The sequence below is a fragment of the Bradyrhizobium sp. SK17 genome (genome assembly GCF_002831585.1).
Lineage (GTDB): Bacteria > Pseudomonadota > Alphaproteobacteria > Rhizobiales > Xanthobacteraceae > Bradyrhizobium.
Genome location: NZ_CP025113.1, coordinates 7,039,691 through 7,056,918, shown reverse-complemented (window position 1 = coordinate 7,056,918; position 17,228 = coordinate 7,039,691). Strand labels below are relative to the sequence as shown.

Sequence of the window (17,228 nt, the reverse complement as noted above, 5' to 3'; positions counted from 1 at the left end):
TTCTGAAGATTTCGCGCCTGACCACCGACGGCCGACCCGTTTGATCGGGCGGACGGGGGCTGGATCCGCGTCACCTCTCACTTTCACGATGCGGCATGCCATGCCCCATCAGCACAGGAGCTACTCATGCCCGCAATTTCCACCAATACAGCCGCGAACGCCGCGGTCCGTTACCTCAACATCAACTCGGCGCAGGAAAGCAGTGCGCTGTCGAAACTGTCGAGCGGTTCGCGCATCACCTCGGCTTCCGACGACGCCGCCGGTCTCGCGATCTCGACCCGCATCTCGTCCGACATCACGACGCTGCAGCAGGCTGCGACCAACGCCTCGCAGGCGACCTCGATCCTGCAGACCGCCGACGGCGGCGCGTCCAACATTTCCGACATTCTCGCCCGCATGAAGTCGCTGGCCTCGGAGTCCGCCTCCGGCACCGTGACCGACTCCAGCCGCGCCTACATCAACTCGGAATTCTCGCAGCTCACGAGCGAAATCGATTCGATCGCGACCGGCACCCGCTACAGCAGCCAGAGCCTGCTCGATGGCTCGAGCGTGTTCTCGTCGGGCGTTGCCGTGCTGGTCGGCTCGACCGCGAGCGACACCATCACCATCACGCTCACGAGCCTGACTTCGTCCTCGCTCGGCGTGAGCTCGCTCGACGTTTCCACGCTGTCGGGCGCCACCAGCGCGATGAGCGCCCTGGATACGGCGATCAATAGCGTGTCGGCCGCCCGCGCCGCGATCGGTGCCCAGGAATCCCGCTTCAACTTCAGCGCGGACTCGATCTCGACCCAGACCCAGAACCTTCAGTCGGCCAATTCGGCGATCATGGACGTGGATATCGCCGCCGAACAGGCGACGCTGTCCTCCGCCGAAGTGAAGACCCAGGCGGCGGTGTCGGCCGAAACCGCGGCCAACCAGATGCCGCAGTATCTGCTCAAGCTCCTCGGCTAGTTCGGACTCACGAGTGTCGGGCCGGCCTAACGCCGGCCCGATCCCTTTGACGGCGGACGTGTTGACATGACGGTAAGCAGCGCCACCTCGAGCACGGCCGGAACGACCTCTTCGAGCTCCAGTTCGCCGAGCTCGGCGGATACGGTGACGACCACCGGTACGACCAACTCGACCAGCATCGACTGGACCCAGCTGATCCAGGCCGAAGTCAACGCCAAGCTGGCCTCCGCGACGGCGATCACCACCAAGATCACTGCGAACCAGGCCAAGATAAGTGCCTACACGAACCTGCAGACCGAGCTTTCGACGCTGGCATCGGGCCTGACTTCACTAAGCACCTCGATCGTCAATTCGCTCGCGACCAACGCATTCGCGACGCGCGCGGCGACGATTTCGTCCACCGGCGACGTCAGCGCGTCCTCCGCGCTCAACATGAGCGTCAACAGTGGATCGGCGACCGGCAACCACACCCTCCAGATCACCCAGCTCGCGACCGCGCAGAAGGTGATCGGCTCCTCGCAGTCGAGCACGTCCACCGCACTCGGCCTTTCCGGCACGTTTTCGCTGGGTTTGGCCGGCGGCACCAGCTCGGCGATTACGATCACCAGCGGCATGTCGATGCAGGACATCGTCGACACCATCAATGCGCAGACCTCGACCACCAATGTGCAGGCCTCGATCGTCCAGGTGTCGAGCGGTTCCTACGAGATGGTGCTGACGGGGACCCAGGACGCGGCAAACATCACCTATTCGTCGACATCCGGCGACGACATCCTGAACAAGCTCGGCGTCACCGGCACGTCCGGGGCTTTCACCAACGTGTTGCAGACGGCGCAGTCCGCGGAATTCACGCTCGACGGCATCTCGCTCACCCGCAACACCAACGACATCTCCGACGTCCTCTCCGGCGTCACCTTCGACCTGCTGCAGCCGACGCCGAGCGGCACGAGCCTGAATATCAGCATCCAGACCGACACCAGCCAGATCACGTCAGCGCTGCAGAGCTTCGTCACCAACTACAACGCCTTTCGCGACCAGGTCATCGCGCAGTCCGCACAGAATTCCGATGGCACGGCCTCGTCGAGCGCTGTGCTGTTCGGCGACAGCACGATGCGGGACATCATGACCCAGCTTCAGCAGGTGCTGAGCGGGTCCGTCGGCAGCATGACGATGGCCGATCTCGGTCTGTCCTTCAACCAGAACAACGAGCTGCAGCTCGACACCGGCACGTTGTCGACGGTGCTGACGCAGAATCTCGCCGGCGTGACCTCGCTGCTTTCGGCGCAGACCACGACGTCGTCGAGCCAGCTCAGCGTGGTCAACACGGGCACCTCGCCGCAATCGTTCACGCTCGACCTGACGGTGGATTCGTCCGGCACGCTGACCGGCGCCTCCGTCGGTGGCGACAGTTCCGGATTTTCGGTGGTCGGCAACACCATCATCGGCAATGCCGGCACGATCTATGCCGGTATGGCATTCAACTATACCGGCTCGACCTCGCAATCGATCAACGTGACCTCGACTTCCGGCCTTGCGTCGCAGATCTACCAGATCGCGCAGACCAATTCCGCGAACAGCGGGTCGTTGCAGACGCTGATCAGCAATTTGCAGTCGACCGACGACGACATGCAGACCCAGGTCAACAGCATCCAGAGCGACGCGGCGACCTACCAGACGCAGCTGCAGACGCAATACGCCAACTATCAGGCAGCCATTGAAACGGCCAACAACACACTGGGCTACCTGAAAGCCCTTCTGAACTCAGCATCGAGTAACTGATGACCCAAAATGCGACTGCCTATCACGCCAACAATGCTTACCGATCTGCCGCGGTCGCGGTGCCGCCGCTGAAGGCGGTGGTGATGCTGTGCGACGGCGCGATCACGCTGTTGCAGAAGGCGCTGGATGCACACGACGCCAAGCGTTTCGAGGAAGGGCATGCCTATCTGACGCGGGCAACCGCGATCCTGCGCGGACTGAGCCACAATCTCGACTTCACCCGCGGCGGCGCGATCGCCGATCGTCTGTTCCGGACCTACAATGCCTTGATCATGGCGTGCCTGCGTTCCTATGGCCGGCCGGGCGCCCGGGAGAACTTCCGGCGCATCATCGCCAGCCTGACGGAACTCCGGGATGCCTGGAAGTTCGTCGACGTAACCGCCGGCCAGGCCGCCAAGGCCAAAGCGCTCGACAAGACACCCGACAAGGCACTCGAATCAGTCGCCGGCCGCTGAGCGCGGAAGAACGGACGAATCGCCCCCGGGGCAGCGGCTTCTCGGGGTGGGACGGGGCGCCCGGGCCGGCGTCCTGACGGGGAAATGGCCGCTCGGTGGGCATCATGCTGGACCTGGCGCTACGGCGGCGGAAATTGATTTCCGCCGTCCCGCGAATGCTTTATGACAGCCTTGGCGACGAGGCTGGATCTGCGCGCGGGATGGACGTTGCGACATTCGAAGACCTGATCGATCGGCTGGGGGAGGATCTGTCCCGCTGGCCCGATGATCAACGTCTTGCCGCCGTCCAGCTCCTTGCGTCTTCTGCCGAGGCCCGGACGCTTTACGAAGAGGCGAGCGCAATCCGTCGGGCGCTGACGGCGCCACCGGTCCGCGCCCCCAATGGCTTGGTGGATCGCATCGTGACCGCGGCGGCGAAATTACCGAAGGAGCCGGCCGCGCCCGACGACCAGCCGAGTGATGCCGAGGGTAGCGGTGAATCCGCGCCGCAGGGCAAGGTGCTGCCCGCGCTGTTGCTGGCGCTTTGCCTGTTGCCCGCATTGACGCCGCCGGCCTTGATGCTCGCCGAGCCGGATCGGCCGATCAGCCTGTCACTCTAAAAGCCTTCCAGCGTTCTTCGCAGCCTTGCGCGCATGCGCGCCTCCGGGCCGCAGCCAACGCGGCAAATTCTGCCGATTAATCAAATGATTCCGTGTGGATGAATCCGCGCCTGAAATCGGCGCGCCGTCCGTTTTATCTGCGAACGACTTCACGACCCCAATGTTCCCACGCGTTCCGCCGCCTTCACCCGCGGCGAAGAGAGCCTTGTCATGACCGTTTCCTCGGCAACCTCTGCTGCAACCTCCGCCGCCTCGAGCTCGTCGTCGAGCGCGGCGTCCAGTGCGTCGATGGGGCTGACCTCGAGCGATTTCCTCAACCTGCTGGTCAGCGAGTTGCAGAACCAGGATCCGCTCAACGCCACCAGCACGACCGACTTCATCAACCAGCTCACCTCGTACGCCAATTTCAACGAGCAGCAATCGATCAACACCAGCATGACATCGCTGGCGAGCTCGTTCTCGAGCCTCGTGACGCTCAACTCGGTCAACTATATCGGTCACACGGTCGAGGCCAAGACCAACACCGCGGAGCTGACCAACGGCTCGGCGACGTTCGGCTACTCGCTGACCTCGGCCGCGTCCAACGTCGCGATCACGATCCAGGATTCCTCCGGCAACACGGTGTGGAGCGGCAAGGGCACCGGCAACGCCGGCTCGAACAGCTTCACCTGGAACGGGCAGACCACGAGCGGCACCCAGCTCAGCAATGGCGGTCAGTACACGATCCAGGTCACCGCGACCGATTCAGCCGGCAATTCGCTGCTCAGCTACACCACGATGACGGGAACGGTGACCGGGATCGATGCCTCCGGCTCGACGCCCTCGTTGCTCGTCAACGGCGTCCCCGTCAGCGCCGCCAACATCATCGGCGTCTCGTCCTGATTGCTTCCGGAGTTTTATCATGAGTCTCACTGGCGCACTTTCCTCGGCGATCTCGGCGCTCAATGCGCAGAGCCAGTCGCTGGCAATGATTTCCGACAACATTTCCAACGCCGACACCACGGGCTACAAGACCACGTCGGCGATGTTCAACGATCTGGTGACGGCATCGAACAGCGCGACCGCCTACACCTCCGGCGGCGTCACGGTGAACGGCCGCGCCAACATCACCCAGCAGGGATTGCTGGCCGCGACCACCAATGCCACTGACGTCGCGATCCAGGGCAGCGGCTTCTTCGTCACCACCAACGCGACGACCGGCGGTACCACCTCCTATACGCGCAACGGCGCGTTCACCACCGACAATTCGGGCTACCTCGTCAACAACGGCAACTACCTCGAGGGCTGGCGCACCGATGCCCAGGGCAACATCATCGGCAATGCCTCGGCTGCGAGCCTCGGGCCGATCAATACCCAGGTCGCCTCCACCAGCGGCAGCGCTACCACCAAGACGACGATCGCGGCGAACCTGCCGGCGGATGCCGCCGTCGGCGCGACCTTCAACAGCTCGATGACGGTCTACGATTCGCTCGGCACGGCGAGCACGATCCAGATCGACTGGAAAAAGACCGCCGACAATGCATGGACTGCGAGCTTCGAGCAGCCGAAGCTCGCGTCGGCCCCCACGACTGCCAGCGCCAACCCGATCACCGATACGGTTGCCATTACCTTCAATGCCGATGGCTCGCTCAATTCGACGGTGCCGAGCCCGCCGACCATCTCGGTGACCGGCTGGACGGACGGCGCGGCCGACAGCTCGACCGCCGATGGCACGGCGATCACGCTCAATCTCGGCACGGCAGGCAAGACCGACGGCCTGACGCAATACTCGTCGGGCGAAACCACGCCCGCCGTCGATCTCACCGGCATCACGTCGGACGGCCTGCCTTACGGCAAGCTGAGCAGCATCTCGATCGGCAAGGGCGGCGTGGTCGACGCGACCTACTCCAATGGGCAGACCATCGCGATCTACAAGATCGCGGTCGCGACCTTCAGCGATCCCAACGGATTGAACGCGGCCAGCGACGGCATGTACTCGTCGACGGCAGCTTCCGGCAACGCCACGCTGCAGACCTCGGGAACCAACGGCGCGGGCACGATTTACGGCAGCGAGCTGGAGTCCAGCACCACCGACACCAGCGGCCAGTTCTCCAACATGATCTCGGCGCAGCAAGCCTATTCGGCGGCGTCGCAGGTGATCACCACCGTCGACAAGATGTTCGACACGCTGATCTCGGCGGTGTCGCGATGATGTCAGCGGAAACCAATGACCGCCTGCTGATCAGGTTGCGGCGGCTGAAGGCGAAGGCCGATTCGGTTCAGCCGCACGACCGCAAGCAGCTCTGCGCGTTGCTCGACGACATCGAAACATTGCGCGATCTGCTGATGCGCGAATGCGCGCGGGTCGACCAGGAACTCAACCGGGCCAAGGTCCGGGTAACAGCGATCACCGCCTACGGACGCAGCGCGCAATCGGTCCGCGCCATGCGTCGCGGCCACTAGCTTGAACGGGAGCGATGACATGACACCGGAACGCAACATCAAGATCAATCCCGCGGGCAATGACGAGCGCGCCAGGTCGTTGATCGCGCTGATCGACAACCTGATTGCGATCGTGAACGAGGAGAATGTCGAGCTCGCCAAGGGCCTGCCGGCGTCGCGGCTGAAGCAGGTCGACGAGAAGAACCGGCTTGCAAGCCTGTTCGAGCAGTGTGTGGCCGAAGCGGTCGGCAAGACGGCCAATCTCAATGTCCAGGATCGCGTGCTGCGCGAGCAACTGATGGAGCGGATCCTGAAGCTCCGGGTCGCGATGGACGAGAACGTGATGCGGCTGCGCGCGGCGATCGATGCCAGCAACCGCAGGATCGAGGCGATCATGCAGGCGATCCGCGAGCAGATCGCCAACGTGTCGCCCTATGGCGCAGCCGGCCGTCGCGTCACGCCCGCGATGTCCTATGGCACCAACGTGCGGGCCTGATCGGGCTCGCACCGGAGGGTATTGGCCGTGTCGTCGCTTGATATCGCACGAAGCATCGCATTCAGCGGGTTGTCGGCCACGCAGGTCCAGATCAGCGTGGCCTCGGCCAATATCTCCAATGCCGACACCAAGGGCTACACCGAGAAGACCGCCAACCAGAGCAGCAGCGTCACCGCCGGCGTCGGCACCGGCGTCACGATCACGGGGATCAGCAGCTCGGTCGACAAGCTGCTCCTCAAATCGCTGGTCGGAGCCGATTCCGATCTTGGCGCCGCTAACACCAACAACAGCTATCTGACCCAGCTCGAGCAGCTCTACGGTAGCGCCTCAGGCGGCGACAGCTCGACGACGGGCACTTCGCTCGCCAACACGATCGCGGCATTCCAGTCGGCGTTGTCGTCGCTGGCGAGCACGCCGAGCAGTGCGTCGTTGCAGGCCAACGCGGTCAGTGCGCTCTCCGCGGTCACGACCCAGTTGCAGCAGACCTCCAGCGGAATCCAGAAGCTGCGCGGCAACGCCGACCAGGATATTGCGTCGTCAGTCACCGATATCAATTCCGACTTGCAGCAGATCTCCGACCTCAACAAGCAGATCAAGCAGGAGGCGGCCGCCGGCCAGCCCACCGCCGATCTCGAGGACCAGCGCAACAGTGCGTTGCAGGACCTGGCCTCGCAAATGAATGTGAGCTATTTCACGACGTCGAGCGGCGACCTACAGGTCTATACCGGGTCGGGACAGGCGTTGGTCGATAGCACAGCGCACCCGTTGAGCTATGCGGCGACGTCCAATGTCACGGCCGCGACGACGTACGTCGCTGGATCTTCGTCGAGCGGCTTCAGCGCCATCACGGTCAACGGGGTCGACATCACCTCGCAAATCACCTCTGGCAACATCAGTGCGCTGGTCACCCTGCGTGATCAGACGCTGCCGGCCGCGCAGGCGCAGCTCGACGAGCTTGCCCAGCAATTTACCGCCAGCGTGAATGCCGTATCGAACCAGGGCACCTCCCTGCCGCCGCCTGCCAGTCTGACCGGGACCGCCACCGTCAGCAGCACGACGCCGCTGTCAGCGACCGGAACGGTACGGATTGCAGTGACCGACCAGAGCGGCAATCTGGTGTCCTACAAGGACCTCAATCTCTCGTCGGACACGACGGTTGGCTCGCTCGTCAGCGATATCAATAGCAACGTGCCCGGCGTGACGGCCTCGATCGATGCCAACGGACATTTGACGATTTCTGCGACCGGGTCCGGCAACGGCGTCGCCATCAACGAGATGACGAGCTCGGTCGGAAGTTCCGGGCAGGGCTTCTCGGACTATTTCGGGCTCAACGACCTGATCACGGGCACCAACGCTTCGAACATCGCGGTTCGCAGCGACATCCTCAGCGGGGCATCGGCGTTGCCGACGGCCACGCTCGACAGCTCGGCCACGCTCACGGCAGGAAACTCGGTGCTGTCACCGGGCTCGGCGACGGTGTTGAATGCGCTCTCGAGCGCGCTGACGGGGTCGACCAACTTCGCCATGGCCGGCGGGCTCGGCGCCACCACCGGCTCGTTCACCGACTATGCGGCAGCGATCGTTGCCAACGTCGCCAGCAAGTCAAGCCAAGCGTCGGCGACCTATACAGCCAAGCAGACCGCGCAGTCGACCTATGCGAATACGCTGTCGTCGCAGTCGGGCGTCAACATCGACCAGGAAAGCGCGAATCTGAGCGCGTTGCAGAACAAGTACGCTGCCGCGTCCCAGATCATTACGGCCATCAACGCCATGTTCTCGGCGCTCATGACCGCAATGACCGCGAGCTAGGCGAGGCCGTCGTCATGATGATGCGTGTTGCCACCTTTGCGCAGTCGGATCAGATGATCTCAAGCGCGCTGCGGGTGCAGGCCGCGATGGCCAACGAGCAGGTGCAGGAGTCGTCCGGCCTGCAATCGGAGGACTTCGGCGGGTATGGCTCCGGCGCCGGGCGTGTCATCAACCTGCAGGTCTCGGTGACGCGTGCGCAGTCCTATATCGATGCAAGCACGCTCGCTGACAACAAGGTGCAGGCGATGTATTCGGCGGTAGGCTCGGTGACCGATATCATCACCCAGCTGCGTACCCAGCTCAGTGCCGCCACCGTAGGCAGCAGCACGGCGACGGCCTCGGTGATCAACTATTCCCAGCAGGCGTTGTCGCAGATGCAGGGGCTGCTCAACACCCAGTACGACGGCGAATACGTCTTCAGCGGCGCCCGCACTGACACCGCACCGGCCGACCTGTCGAGCTTTGCAACGGGTACCGGCTCGTTGACCACGGCCGATACCAGCTACTACAAGGGCGACAGCGAGATCGCGTCCGTCCGCGTTTCGGACAGCCAGTCGGTCTCCTATGGCGTCACCGCCGACAATCCCGCCTTCGAGCAGGTTATGCGGCTGCTGAAGTTCGTCGGCAACAGCACGACGTTGTCATCGAGCGACATAACCCAGGCGCTCGACCTCGCCAACAGTGCGTTGGATGCGACGTCAACCGTACAGGCAAAGCTGTCGACCGACGCGGCGCAGATCGAGACCGCCAGCTCGAACCAGAGCGACTACCAGTCTTTTGCGAAGACGCTGTCGACCGACCTTACCAGCGTTGATGTCGCCGCGGTGACGGCGCAGCTTTCGACCTATCAGGCCCAGCTGACCGCGTCCTATTCGGCGATCTCGAAGATCCAGAGCCTGAATCTGGCGAGTTATCTGAGATAACCTGCGGTCTCGCGCATCACCGGCTCAAGATCTTTAGCCAGACATCACCGAGGACGGCCGGCTCGCGCGGCGCGAGCCAGGTGAGGCCAGCGGCTTGGCCGAGCTGAGCGATGATGCCCTTGTTCTGCAACTCCTCGAGCGCCGCATTGACGGCGTCCAGCAGTGCCTTGTCGGTTTCGAGCGCGACGTAACCGCGGTTGGCGCCGATCGGATAATAGTAGCCGGAGGCTGTGATCTTGGTGTCGGGATGGCTCGCGCGGTAGGCGTCGAAGCGGCGCAGGTCGAGCAGCGTGGCGTCGTATTCCCCGCGCTCGAGCTCGCCCAGGAGGTCGCTGCGTCCCGGAACGAGGTGGGTGATGTCGTCGATCAGCTTGCCCTTGTCGAAGGTCATCAGAATGGCATCGCCCAGCGTGCCGCTTTCGATCGCGAGGCGAAGCCCGGCGAGATCGCCGATATCGGTGATCTTGCGGTCCTTGATCCTGTCCCTGGCGTTGGGGCCGAGCAAGACGGTCATCGGCGAATAGATGTAGGCCCGGCTCGGCGCCAGCACGCCGATCGGAATCCGCCGGCGGCGATCCTCGCGGGTGGCGCCGTCGAAGTCGGGCAGCTTGGCCGTGGCGACGCCGGGCACCACCAGCGAGTCCTTGGTCAGTGCGTAGCCACCGACCAGTGAGCAGCGGCCGTCCGACAGCAGCGCGTTGGCCTCGAGCGCGGGGCTCGAATCCTCGTCGAGCTTGCTCTCGAACCACTGGATCTTGAACGGCCGTCCAAGCCGCTCGGCAATGGCCTGTGCGAGCGCCACGTCGAAGCCGGAGTCCGGCTTGCCGCGGTGATGTGCCGACAACGGTGGAAGATCCTCGTCGAGGCAGATCTTGAGCGGGTCGTCGGCGGCATTGGCTACGCCCGCCATTGCCAGAAGCAGTGCTGTTGCCGCGCCTGCAAGGAGAGCCTTCATGGCGTCCTCCGGCTCGCCAGGAAGGCCCAGACGTCCGCAATCTCCTGTTCGGTCAGGATGTCGGCCCAGGGCGGCATCTTGCCGTTCTTGCCTTGCTTCACGGTGGTCACGAAGCGCGTCTTGTCGTTGGGAAACGCGCGCAGGTCCGGCGTGATGGTGCCGGAGTTGACCATGTTGGGTCCATGGCAGTGCGAGCAGTTCTTGGCGTAGGTGATCTTGCCCTGGTCGGCCTGTCCCTGAAGGTCGATTGCACTGGCTTGCTGTGCGGCCGCCGGGATCAACATGATCAAGGTTGCCGCGACGGCGGCGAGGATCGCCGCCGTCAACGAGGTTACGCTTTCAGTCACGTGTGCTCCGCGCTCAGTTCTTGACCGCGAAAACCCACAGCGAGCCGCCCGGTGGCACCTTGGCCAGCCGCTCGTCGCCGGAGAACAGCGAGTAGACGCCGCCATAGCCCGAGTTGACGGCGATATACTGCACGCCGTCCTGCTGCCAGGTGATGGGTTGCCCCTCGATGCCCGAGCCGGTCTGGAACTGCCAGAGCTTCTTGCCGGTATCGGCGTCGAACGCCTCGAATTCGCCGGTCAACTGGCCGGAGAACACCACGCCACCGGCGGTGGAGAGCACGCCGGAGAAGCGCGGAATGTCGCTTGGCGCTTCCCACTTCGCCTTGCCGGTCATCGGATCGATCGCCTTGAGATGGCCGCGAGGTCCGGTGCCCCATTCCCAGGGATCGGTGAGATCCATGCCGACGTACCATTCGCCCTGCTTGTAGGTCGCCGGCTCGGACTTGTACTTGCCGCCGAACGCCAGCGTGTTGGCATAGGCGAGGCCAGTCTGCGGGTTGAACGACATCGGCTCCCAGTTCTTGCCGCCGAGGATCGACGGATAGACCGTGACCTTCTTGCCGTCACGCGCGTCCTTGACGACGTCGGTCTCGATCGGACGCCCGGTCTTCATGTCGACACCGGTTGCCCAATTGACGTTCACATAGGGATTGGCCGCGAGCAGCTTTCCGTTGGTGCGGTCGAGCACGTAGAAGAAGCCGTTGCGGTTGGCGTCCATCAGCACCTTGGTCGGCTTGCCCTCGACATTCATGTCGGCAAGCACCATCTCGGCCACCGAGTCATAGTCGAACGGGTTGTTCGGCGAGAACTGGTAATGCCACTTGATCTTGCCGGTCTTCGGATCAAGCGCGAGCACCGAGCAGGTGTAGAGGTTGTCGCCGGGACGTACGGCGGCATTGAACGGTCCGGGATTGCCGATGCCCCAATACACCGTGTTCAGCTCTGGATCGTAGGAGCCGGTGATCCAGGTCGATCCGCCGCCGAGCTTCCAGGTGTCGCCCTTCCAGGTATCGCCACCAGGCTCGTCGGGCGTCGGAATCGAATAGGTCCGCCAGAGCTTCTTGCCGGTTGCGGGATCCCAGCCGTCGATGAAGCCACGGGTGCCGAACTCGGCGCCGGAGATGCCGGTGATGACGACGCCGTCGGCGACCAGCGGAGCGACCGTCATCGAGTAGCCTTCCTTGATGTCCGCCGCCTTCTGGCGCCACAGCTCCTTGCCGGTCTTGGCATCGAGCGCGATCACATTGGCGTCGAGGGTGGTGCGGAACACCTTGCCGTCATACAGCGCGGCGCCGCGGTTGATGATGCCGCAGCAGACGATACGCGGCGTCTCGGCGGGATACTCGACCTTGGTCTTCCAGATCTGCTTGCCGGTCTTGGCGTCGACCGCGATCGTGGCGCTGTGCGTGGTGACGTAGAGGACACCCTGATAGACGAGCGGCTGCGATTCCTCGCTGCGGTCGTCGTTCAGGCTGTAGTTCCAGACCGGCACCAGATTCTTGACGGTGTCCTTGTTGATCTGGTTCAGCGTCGAGAAGCGCTGAAGATTGTAACCCATTCCGTAATTGAGAACGTTCGATGTATCAGTCGCACCCTTGACCAACTGTTCGGTGGTCTGAGCGCTTGCACCATAAGATGCAAGAATCACGAGGCTTGCGGCCAGCGCAATGCGTCTCATCATATCCTCCCAATGAACCTTTTCTGCACGCCTATTCCTGACGTTGCGGACGGAACCATCGGCCTGAAACCAAAACGGGTCAATACGAAAACGTGAACGAACCCAGCCGACCGCGGAGGCTGGTCGAGAGGGACAAGTTTTCCGTAAGCGCCTCCGTAGCTTACCGTCACGTGGAATACGCAACACCACGCGTGGCCGGTGGCCATACCGCACTGCGCACGCTTCGATCAGCTCGACGGCGCGTGCGGACAGACGCTCGAACGCGGCTTCGTGCCCCGCTTGTCCGGCGGCACATTGCAATTGTCGATGCGCTGCTCATCGGTCCATTTGCGGCCGAGCCGCTCCTTGCCGGTGAGCGTGCGCTGCTGCACTGCCTCCGCCGCCGGAGCTCCATTCTGTGCGAACGTCGGCGCGATCAAAGTGAGCGCGACAAGGCAGCCCAACGCGCTTCTGCATCTGCCATTCATGGCGTCACCTCGCTCGTTCAAGCGCAATGCAATCGACCTGACATCACTGATGATCTGTGAGACGCTCTCTTTCCACCCGAAACCCGACATGGTCTTGCCGGTTGCACTGGTTGTAGGAAGCTGCATCGAAGCTGCTATGCTGGACCCTGATTTGCAGGGCACGCTCCATCTCGTTCGCCGGAGCGACATCGAAGGAGACGAACGATGATTTCGCGCCGATCTCTTGCTTTGACTTTAGCCGTGGCCGTTCTGTCTGGTCCCGCTTTGGCGGCATCCGGCCGGGGCAGCGCGCTCAAGATGCTCGATCCCGACAATGACGGCACGGTCGACCTTGCCGAAGCCAAGAAGGCCGCCGCCGACCTGTTCGCGAAGCTGGATCCTGATCATGACGGCACGCTCGACGTGCGCGAATTGCGCGGACGGTTGACCGCGAAGGAGCTCAAGATGGCGGACCCGGATCACGACGGCACGTTGACGCTCGACGAATACCTCGCGGTCGTCGAGCAGCGCTTCAAGGCTGCCGACCCCGACAATGACGGTACGCTGGATGCGAACGAGCTGAAGTCACGCGCCGGCCGGGCCCTGCTGCGCCTGCTCAAATAGGCGCTTGTCGCCGGATTCCTGGCGGGCGAACTTCGGATTTGCCGCCGAAGCCCTGCGGACAACAAAAAATGGCGATTTCGCTCTTGGGCAAGATGTGGCCGGAGCAATGTGGTCTGCTTGACGGCGCGTCGCTGCCCGGCAACCGGAAAATGCCTGACAGAACAGTGTCGGGGTTTCCCGGCCGTTTCAGTGCGGGGCGGGCGTCGGCGAGCTGTCGTCCGTTTCGGCATGTCCAGCAGTGAAGTCGGGTCTTCACCGCCCGGCTTGCGCCCTGGAAAGGCCAGACCTGGCTTGCCGCGCGACGCGAGGCTTGCGTCAACTCATACTTGGGAGAAGGAAATGGCCTGGAAGACACCGAAGATCGTCGAAGTGCCGGTGGGCATGGAAATCAACATGTACGCCTGCGCGGCGCGTAAGTAAGCTCAGACAAGCAACGCGAGACGGCCTGTCCGGCTCATGCAGTTTGCTGCGTCGAGCCGTGGCAGGCGTCTTTCGCGGCCCTGGGTTCTTGTCTTGACGCGTTTCCTTCGCGCGAACTGGTATCCACTTCGCCCAAAAAGCGCTCTGGCGACGCTCGTGCGGCTTCCCCAGATCCTTCCCACAAGACGTTGAGCTCGACCCTGCCTACGCGATTGGCGGGCCGCATCGCTTCGTCCTACAGTGCGGTTCGAGGCGGTGGTTCGGGACAATGAATCTCGAGATCGGGAGAGCACGTTGGGTGGGCGTGGTCTGCGCGGCAATTGCCGGCATCGCCGCGGTGCTACCGCTTGCTGCCTACGCCGAGGGGTTTGATACCGAGCACATCTTCGGCTTCATGATCGGCTCCGATGTCGGCGATGCCGGCGAGCGCGAATTCCAGAGCCAGACCACTGGACACTTCGTCAAGGATGGCGGCCGTTATCGCGCGCTCAATCAGGAAATGGAGATCGAACTCGTTCCGGCGCCGAACTTTCGTGTCGAACTCGGGACGTCGTTCACGGCGTTCGACATCAGCCACGTGCCGGGTTTTGACGATCGCCGTCAATTGTCGTGGCAGGGTGTCTCGGCGGACTTCCGCTATCGCTTTCTCGATCGCGACGTGGCGCCGTTCGGCATGACATTGGCGCTGGAGATGCACGCCGACCGTGTCGATGAGACGACCGCTGCCGCGGTCCGCAGCTATGGCACCGAATTTATAGTGGCGTTCGACCGCGAGGTGATTCCGAATTTCGTGGTCGCCGCCCTGAATGTCAGCTACGAGCCGGAATGGACACGGATGCCGAGCACCGGCGCCGCGGAACAGGACGCCACGATCGGCGTCGCATTCGGGCTGATGGCCAAGCTGAGGCCGAATATTCAGCTCGGTGGCGAAGTGCGCTATTTCAGAAAATATGAGGGGATTGGCCTGGACGAATTCTCCGGCCAGGCGCTGTTCATCGGGCCTACGGCCTATGTCCAGCTCTCCGACCGCTCGCGCCTGACTGCGACCTGGAGCGTCCAGGCGTGGGGGCAGCGGGCAGGGAGCAACACCGTTCTCGACCTGGTCAATTTCGAACGCCATCAGGCGCGGCTGGTGTATGGCTTGAACTTCTAGGCCTGGTTCCCATAGCGCTTCACGGGGCTGTGAAACCGTCGACTGGCTGACTACGTATTTCGTCGTATTATCTAGTCATGAGCACGCTTTAGGGATCGCACATGAACCCGATAGATCTGATCGTCACTGTATGTGCCGTGTTGTCGCCCGCGACCTGCGAGGAGCAGCATTTGCTGTTCGACTGGAATGGCTCGTTGCAGCAATGTGCGATGGCCGCGCCACCATACATCGCGCAATGGGTCGGTCAGCATCCGAAATGGACTGCGGTGCGCTGGCGCTGCGAATATCCGCATTCCAATGACCGCGCTCGCACGGACGGCGAAGCGACCGCAGGTTAGCTATTTGTTGCAGTCCTTGAGGTCTTTGTCGGAGACCGAGAACACGGCATCGGCCTTGATCTCGATGTCGCGGACCAAGCACTGCCTGGCGCCGCTGTAGCCGACCTTGGCGTCGTAGCGGCCCGGCTCGACGCCGGTGATGCGAAGGCGCTCGTCGTGATCGACTTCCTTGTCCTTGTCGTTGAGCGTCTGGTTCGGACCCCACTCGTTCTTGCCGGCCGGCGAGAGCTCGAAGCTCGAGATCGTGGCGCTGGTCAGATTCCACAGCCGAATGCCCTTGCCCTTGCTCTGGGCAAGCACCGTGGCGGGCAACACCAGCAATCCAACACCAACGACAATCCAGGCGCGCGACATTCAATCTCTCCCTTGAGCTTTTGTCCGAGGATGACGGCAGATCACATATTTGCAAGGTCCAATTGCGAGAGCCGTTGCTTGATTTCGCCGATTTCGGGCTCGCCGCGCACGGCGCGCTGCGCGGCGATGGTTTCGACGTGAAGGATGCGGGCCGGCCGCGGGGACAGGAAGAACAGGCGATCGCCGAGGCGGACCGCATCGTCGAGATCATGCGTGACCAGCAGCGTCATCATCTTGCGGCTGGCCACCAGCGTGGCGACCTGGTCGCGCAACCGTCCCGCGAGGGCGTTGTCGAGCGAGGCCAGCGGCTCGTCGAGGATCAGGAAATCCGGCTCGACGGCGAAGGCGCGGGCAAGCGCGACGCGGCGGGCGAGGCCGAGTGACAATTCACCGGGAAAATGATTGCGGTGCACGCTCAATTCGAGCACCTCGAACAACGCCGACAGCGTGCCGTCGTCGACGTCAGGTGCGGCGAGCCGGACGTTGTCCTCGACCGAACGCCAGGGCAGCAGCCGCGGCTCCTGGAACACCATGCCAAGCCGCATGCCGGGTGAGCGCGTGACATGACCGTGGTAGTTGGCGTCGAGGCCTGCGAGAATCCGGAGCAGGGTGCTCTTGCCGCAGCCCGACGGGCCGAACAGCACGCCGACCTCGCCGGCGTTCAGCGTGAAGGTGACGTTGTCGAGCACGTCGTGCCGCTTGCCGGCCGCGTTCTCGAAGCTCTTGCCTGTGATATTGACCTCAAGCTGCACGGAGCCGCCACCGCGTTAGCCGGGTTTCGAACGGCTGCACCAGCGCCGTCTCGATGACGAGCACGACCGCGGCGAAGCTCAGCGAGTAGGCGAGCAGCAAGGGAATGTCGAACAACTGGAAAGCGACGCCGATCTCGAAGCCGACACCGTTCGGCCGGCCCAGATATTCGGCGACCAGAACGATCTTCCAGACCAGCGAAAGCCCCGAGCGCGCCGCCGCCGCGATGTAGGGCGCAAGCTGTGGCAGGATCACATGCCGGAAAGCGCGGCCGCGCGGAATCGCGAATGCCGTTGCCATCTCGTCGAGCGCGGGATCCAGCGCGCGTGCACCCTCACGCAGCGTGACGACCGCGGTCGGCAGCTTGTTGATGGCAATGGCGGCGATCGCGGCGACCTCGGTCAGCCCGGCCCAGATATAGGCCAGCACGATGACGACCAGCGCCGGCAAATTGAGCAGCAGGATCAGCCAAGGATCGCCGAGGCGGTTGGCAAGCGAAACGCGGCCCATCAGGTAGCCGATCGCCGAGCCGAGCGCCATTGCCAGCGTAAAGGCCAGCACCACCCGCGCCAGCGTGGCGCCGAGATTGACGAACAGCGCGCCCGAGCGGGCCTCGGCAGCGAGCACCGAGAGCACCGCCGGCGGTGCCGGCAATTTGGCATCGCCGATCACGAGCGAGGCGACCCACCAGGTCGCGATGAACAGCGCGAATGACAGGAGGCGCAGCACC

21 protein-coding genes are annotated in these 17,228 nt (G+C 63.4%); 15 read left to right on the top strand and 6 right to left on the bottom strand.

What is annotated here, in order from left to right:
* Nucleotides 1-126: 126 nt before the first annotated feature.
* From CWS35_RS32800 to CWS35_RS32755, 10 genes are all read left to right on the top strand, one after another.
* Nucleotides 127-951: a flagellin gene (locus CWS35_RS32800; protein ID WP_024580202.1), complete on the top strand. Its 825-nt coding sequence runs from the start codon at nucleotides 127-129 to the stop codon at nucleotides 949-951.
* A gap of 66 nt (nucleotides 952-1,017) precedes the next feature.
* A complete protein-coding gene (gene fliD / locus CWS35_RS32795) occupies nucleotides 1,018-2,730 on the top strand; it encodes a flagellar filament capping protein FliD (protein ID WP_024580203.1) in 1,713 nt (570 codons plus the stop codon).
* Nucleotides 2,730-3,185: a flagellar export chaperone FliS gene (gene fliS / locus CWS35_RS32790; protein ID WP_024580204.1), complete on the top strand. Its 456-nt coding sequence runs from the start codon at nucleotides 2,730-2,732 to the stop codon at nucleotides 3,183-3,185. The genes fliD and fliS overlap by 1 nt, the downstream gene beginning before the upstream one ends.
* A gap of 104 nt (nucleotides 3,186-3,289) precedes the next feature.
* Nucleotides 3,290-3,784, top strand: a complete 495-nt coding sequence (locus CWS35_RS40745; RefSeq protein ID WP_311538669.1) for a hypothetical protein — start codon at nucleotides 3,290-3,292, stop codon at nucleotides 3,782-3,784.
* Nucleotides 3,785-3,994: 210 nt separating this feature from the next.
* Nucleotides 3,995-4,666, top strand: coding sequence for a flagellar hook assembly protein FlgD (locus tag CWS35_RS32780; RefSeq protein WP_024580206.1), 672 nt, complete (start codon nucleotides 3,995-3,997; stop codon nucleotides 4,664-4,666).
* Between the two features lie 19 nt (nucleotides 4,667-4,685).
* The gene (gene flgE, locus CWS35_RS32775; RefSeq protein WP_100955427.1) at nucleotides 4,686-5,975 is read left to right on the top strand and encodes a flagellar hook protein FlgE; all 1,290 of its coding nucleotides are present in this window, start codon (nucleotides 4,686-4,688) and stop codon (nucleotides 5,973-5,975) included.
* Nucleotides 5,972-6,226: a hypothetical protein gene (locus tag CWS35_RS32770; RefSeq protein ID WP_024580208.1), complete on the top strand. Its 255-nt coding sequence runs from the start codon at nucleotides 5,972-5,974 to the stop codon at nucleotides 6,224-6,226. Before flgE ends, CWS35_RS32770 begins: the two co-directional genes overlap by 4 nt.
* A 19-nt stretch (nucleotides 6,227-6,245) precedes the next feature.
* On the top strand, nucleotides 6,246-6,701 hold the full coding sequence (locus CWS35_RS32765; protein WP_024580209.1) for a hypothetical protein: 456 nt from the start codon (nucleotides 6,246-6,248) through the stop codon (nucleotides 6,699-6,701).
* Between the two features lie 27 nt (nucleotides 6,702-6,728).
* Nucleotides 6,729-8,510: a flagellar hook-associated protein FlgK gene (gene flgK, locus CWS35_RS32760; protein ID WP_100956868.1), complete on the top strand. Its 1,782-nt coding sequence runs from the start codon at nucleotides 6,729-6,731 to the stop codon at nucleotides 8,508-8,510.
* A gap of 14 nt (nucleotides 8,511-8,524) precedes the next feature.
* Entirely contained in the window at nucleotides 8,525-9,433 is a 909-nt protein-coding gene (locus CWS35_RS32755; RefSeq protein ID WP_100955426.1) for a flagellin, read from the top strand.
* 16 nt (nucleotides 9,434-9,449) lie between these two features.
* Here the strand turns inward: CWS35_RS32755 and CWS35_RS32750 are convergent, their stop codons facing one another.
* Genes CWS35_RS32750 through CWS35_RS32740 form a run of 3 tightly spaced genes read right to left on the bottom strand, consistent with a single transcriptional unit; the run spans nucleotide 9,450 to nucleotide 12,413 of the window.
* A complete protein-coding gene (locus tag CWS35_RS32750; RefSeq protein ID WP_100955425.1) occupies nucleotides 9,450-10,388 on the bottom strand; it encodes an ABC transporter substrate-binding protein in 939 nt (312 codons plus the stop codon).
* On the bottom strand, nucleotides 10,385-10,735 hold the full coding sequence (locus tag CWS35_RS32745; protein ID WP_371682814.1) for a cytochrome c: 351 nt from the start codon (nucleotides 10,733-10,735) through the stop codon (nucleotides 10,385-10,387). The genes CWS35_RS32750 and CWS35_RS32745 overlap by 4 nt, the downstream gene beginning before the upstream one ends.
* A 13-nt stretch (nucleotides 10,736-10,748) precedes the next feature.
* On the bottom strand, nucleotides 10,749-12,413 hold the full coding sequence (locus tag CWS35_RS32740) for a methanol/ethanol family PQQ-dependent dehydrogenase (RefSeq protein ID WP_024580214.1): 1,665 nt from the start codon (nucleotides 12,411-12,413) through the stop codon (nucleotides 10,749-10,751).
* 198 nt (nucleotides 12,414-12,611) lie between these two features.
* On the opposite strand from CWS35_RS32740, the gene CWS35_RS39240 reads away from it, so the two are divergent.
* The 5 genes from CWS35_RS39240 (at nucleotide 12,612) to CWS35_RS32715 (ending at nucleotide 15,394) form a co-directional block, all read left to right on the top strand.
* Nucleotides 12,612-13,088 (top strand): hypothetical protein, encoded by a 477-nt coding sequence (locus CWS35_RS39240; protein ID WP_157817301.1) that lies wholly within the window; start codon nucleotides 12,612-12,614, stop codon nucleotides 13,086-13,088.
* Nucleotides 13,085-13,483, top strand: a complete 399-nt coding sequence (locus CWS35_RS32730) for an EF-hand domain-containing protein (RefSeq protein WP_100955424.1) — start codon at nucleotides 13,085-13,087, stop codon at nucleotides 13,481-13,483. The genes CWS35_RS39240 and CWS35_RS32730 overlap by 4 nt, the downstream gene beginning before the upstream one ends.
* A gap of 339 nt (nucleotides 13,484-13,822) precedes the next feature.
* Entirely contained in the window at nucleotides 13,823-13,903 is an 81-nt protein-coding gene (gene pqqA / locus CWS35_RS32725; protein WP_009031067.1) for a pyrroloquinoline quinone precursor peptide PqqA, read from the top strand.
* Between the two features lie 298 nt (nucleotides 13,904-14,201).
* Entirely contained in the window at nucleotides 14,202-15,056 is an 855-nt protein-coding gene (locus CWS35_RS32720; RefSeq protein ID WP_371682813.1) for a hypothetical protein, read from the top strand.
* A gap of 101 nt (nucleotides 15,057-15,157) precedes the next feature.
* On the top strand, nucleotides 15,158-15,394 hold the full coding sequence (locus tag CWS35_RS32715) for a hypothetical protein (protein ID WP_024580218.1): 237 nt from the start codon (nucleotides 15,158-15,160) through the stop codon (nucleotides 15,392-15,394).
* Here the strand turns inward: CWS35_RS32715 and CWS35_RS32710 are convergent, their stop codons facing one another.
* Genes CWS35_RS32710 through CWS35_RS32700 form a run of 3 tightly spaced genes read right to left on the bottom strand, consistent with a single transcriptional unit; the run spans nucleotide 15,395 to nucleotide 17,227 of the window.
* On the bottom strand, nucleotides 15,395-15,748 hold the full coding sequence (locus CWS35_RS32710) for a hypothetical protein (protein WP_100955423.1): 354 nt from the start codon (nucleotides 15,746-15,748) through the stop codon (nucleotides 15,395-15,397).
* A gap of 41 nt (nucleotides 15,749-15,789) precedes the next feature.
* On the bottom strand, nucleotides 15,790-16,500 hold the full coding sequence (locus CWS35_RS32705) for an ABC transporter ATP-binding protein (protein ID WP_100955422.1): 711 nt from the start codon (nucleotides 16,498-16,500) through the stop codon (nucleotides 15,790-15,792).
* Nucleotides 16,490-17,227 (bottom strand): ABC transporter permease, encoded by a 738-nt coding sequence (locus CWS35_RS32700; protein WP_024580221.1) that lies wholly within the window; start codon nucleotides 17,225-17,227, stop codon nucleotides 16,490-16,492. Before CWS35_RS32700 ends, CWS35_RS32705 begins: the two co-directional genes overlap by 11 nt.
* Between the last annotated feature and the right edge of the window lies 1 nt (nucleotide 17,228).

Coding starts and splice junctions, on each gene's coding strand:
- CWS35_RS32800 (WP_024580202.1), top strand. CDS start 127: ATGCCCGCAATTTCCACCAATACAGCCGCGAACGCCGCGGTCCGTTAC.
- fliD (WP_024580203.1), top strand. CDS start 1,018: ATGACGGTAAGCAGCGCCACCTCGAGCACGGCCGGAACGACCTCTTCG.
- fliS (WP_024580204.1), top strand. CDS start 2,730: ATGACCCAAAATGCGACTGCCTATCACGCCAACAATGCTTACCGATCT.
- CWS35_RS40745 (WP_311538669.1), top strand. CDS start 3,290: ATGCTGGACCTGGCGCTACGGCGGCGGAAATTGATTTCCGCCGTCCCG.
- CWS35_RS32780 (WP_024580206.1), top strand. CDS start 3,995: ATGACCGTTTCCTCGGCAACCTCTGCTGCAACCTCCGCCGCCTCGAGC.
- flgE (WP_100955427.1), top strand. CDS start 4,686: ATGAGTCTCACTGGCGCACTTTCCTCGGCGATCTCGGCGCTCAATGCG.
- CWS35_RS32770 (WP_024580208.1), top strand. CDS start 5,972: ATGATGTCAGCGGAAACCAATGACCGCCTGCTGATCAGGTTGCGGCGG.
- CWS35_RS32765 (WP_024580209.1), top strand. CDS start 6,246: ATGACACCGGAACGCAACATCAAGATCAATCCCGCGGGCAATGACGAG.
- CWS35_RS32755 (WP_100955426.1), top strand. CDS start 8,525: ATGATGATGCGTGTTGCCACCTTTGCGCAGTCGGATCAGATGATCTCA.
- CWS35_RS32750 (WP_100955425.1), bottom strand. CDS start 10,388: ATGAAGGCTCTCCTTGCAGGCGCGGCAACAGCACTGCTTCTGGCAATG.
- CWS35_RS32740 (WP_024580214.1), bottom strand. CDS start 12,413: ATGAGACGCATTGCGCTGGCCGCAAGCCTCGTGATTCTTGCATCTTAT.
- CWS35_RS32730 (WP_100955424.1), top strand. CDS start 13,085: ATGATTTCGCGCCGATCTCTTGCTTTGACTTTAGCCGTGGCCGTTCTG.
- pqqA (WP_009031067.1), top strand. CDS start 13,823: ATGGCCTGGAAGACACCGAAGATCGTCGAAGTGCCGGTGGGCATGGAA.
- CWS35_RS32715 (WP_024580218.1), top strand. CDS start 15,158: ATGAACCCGATAGATCTGATCGTCACTGTATGTGCCGTGTTGTCGCCC.
- CWS35_RS32710 (WP_100955423.1), bottom strand. CDS start 15,748: ATGTCGCGCGCCTGGATTGTCGTTGGTGTTGGATTGCTGGTGTTGCCC.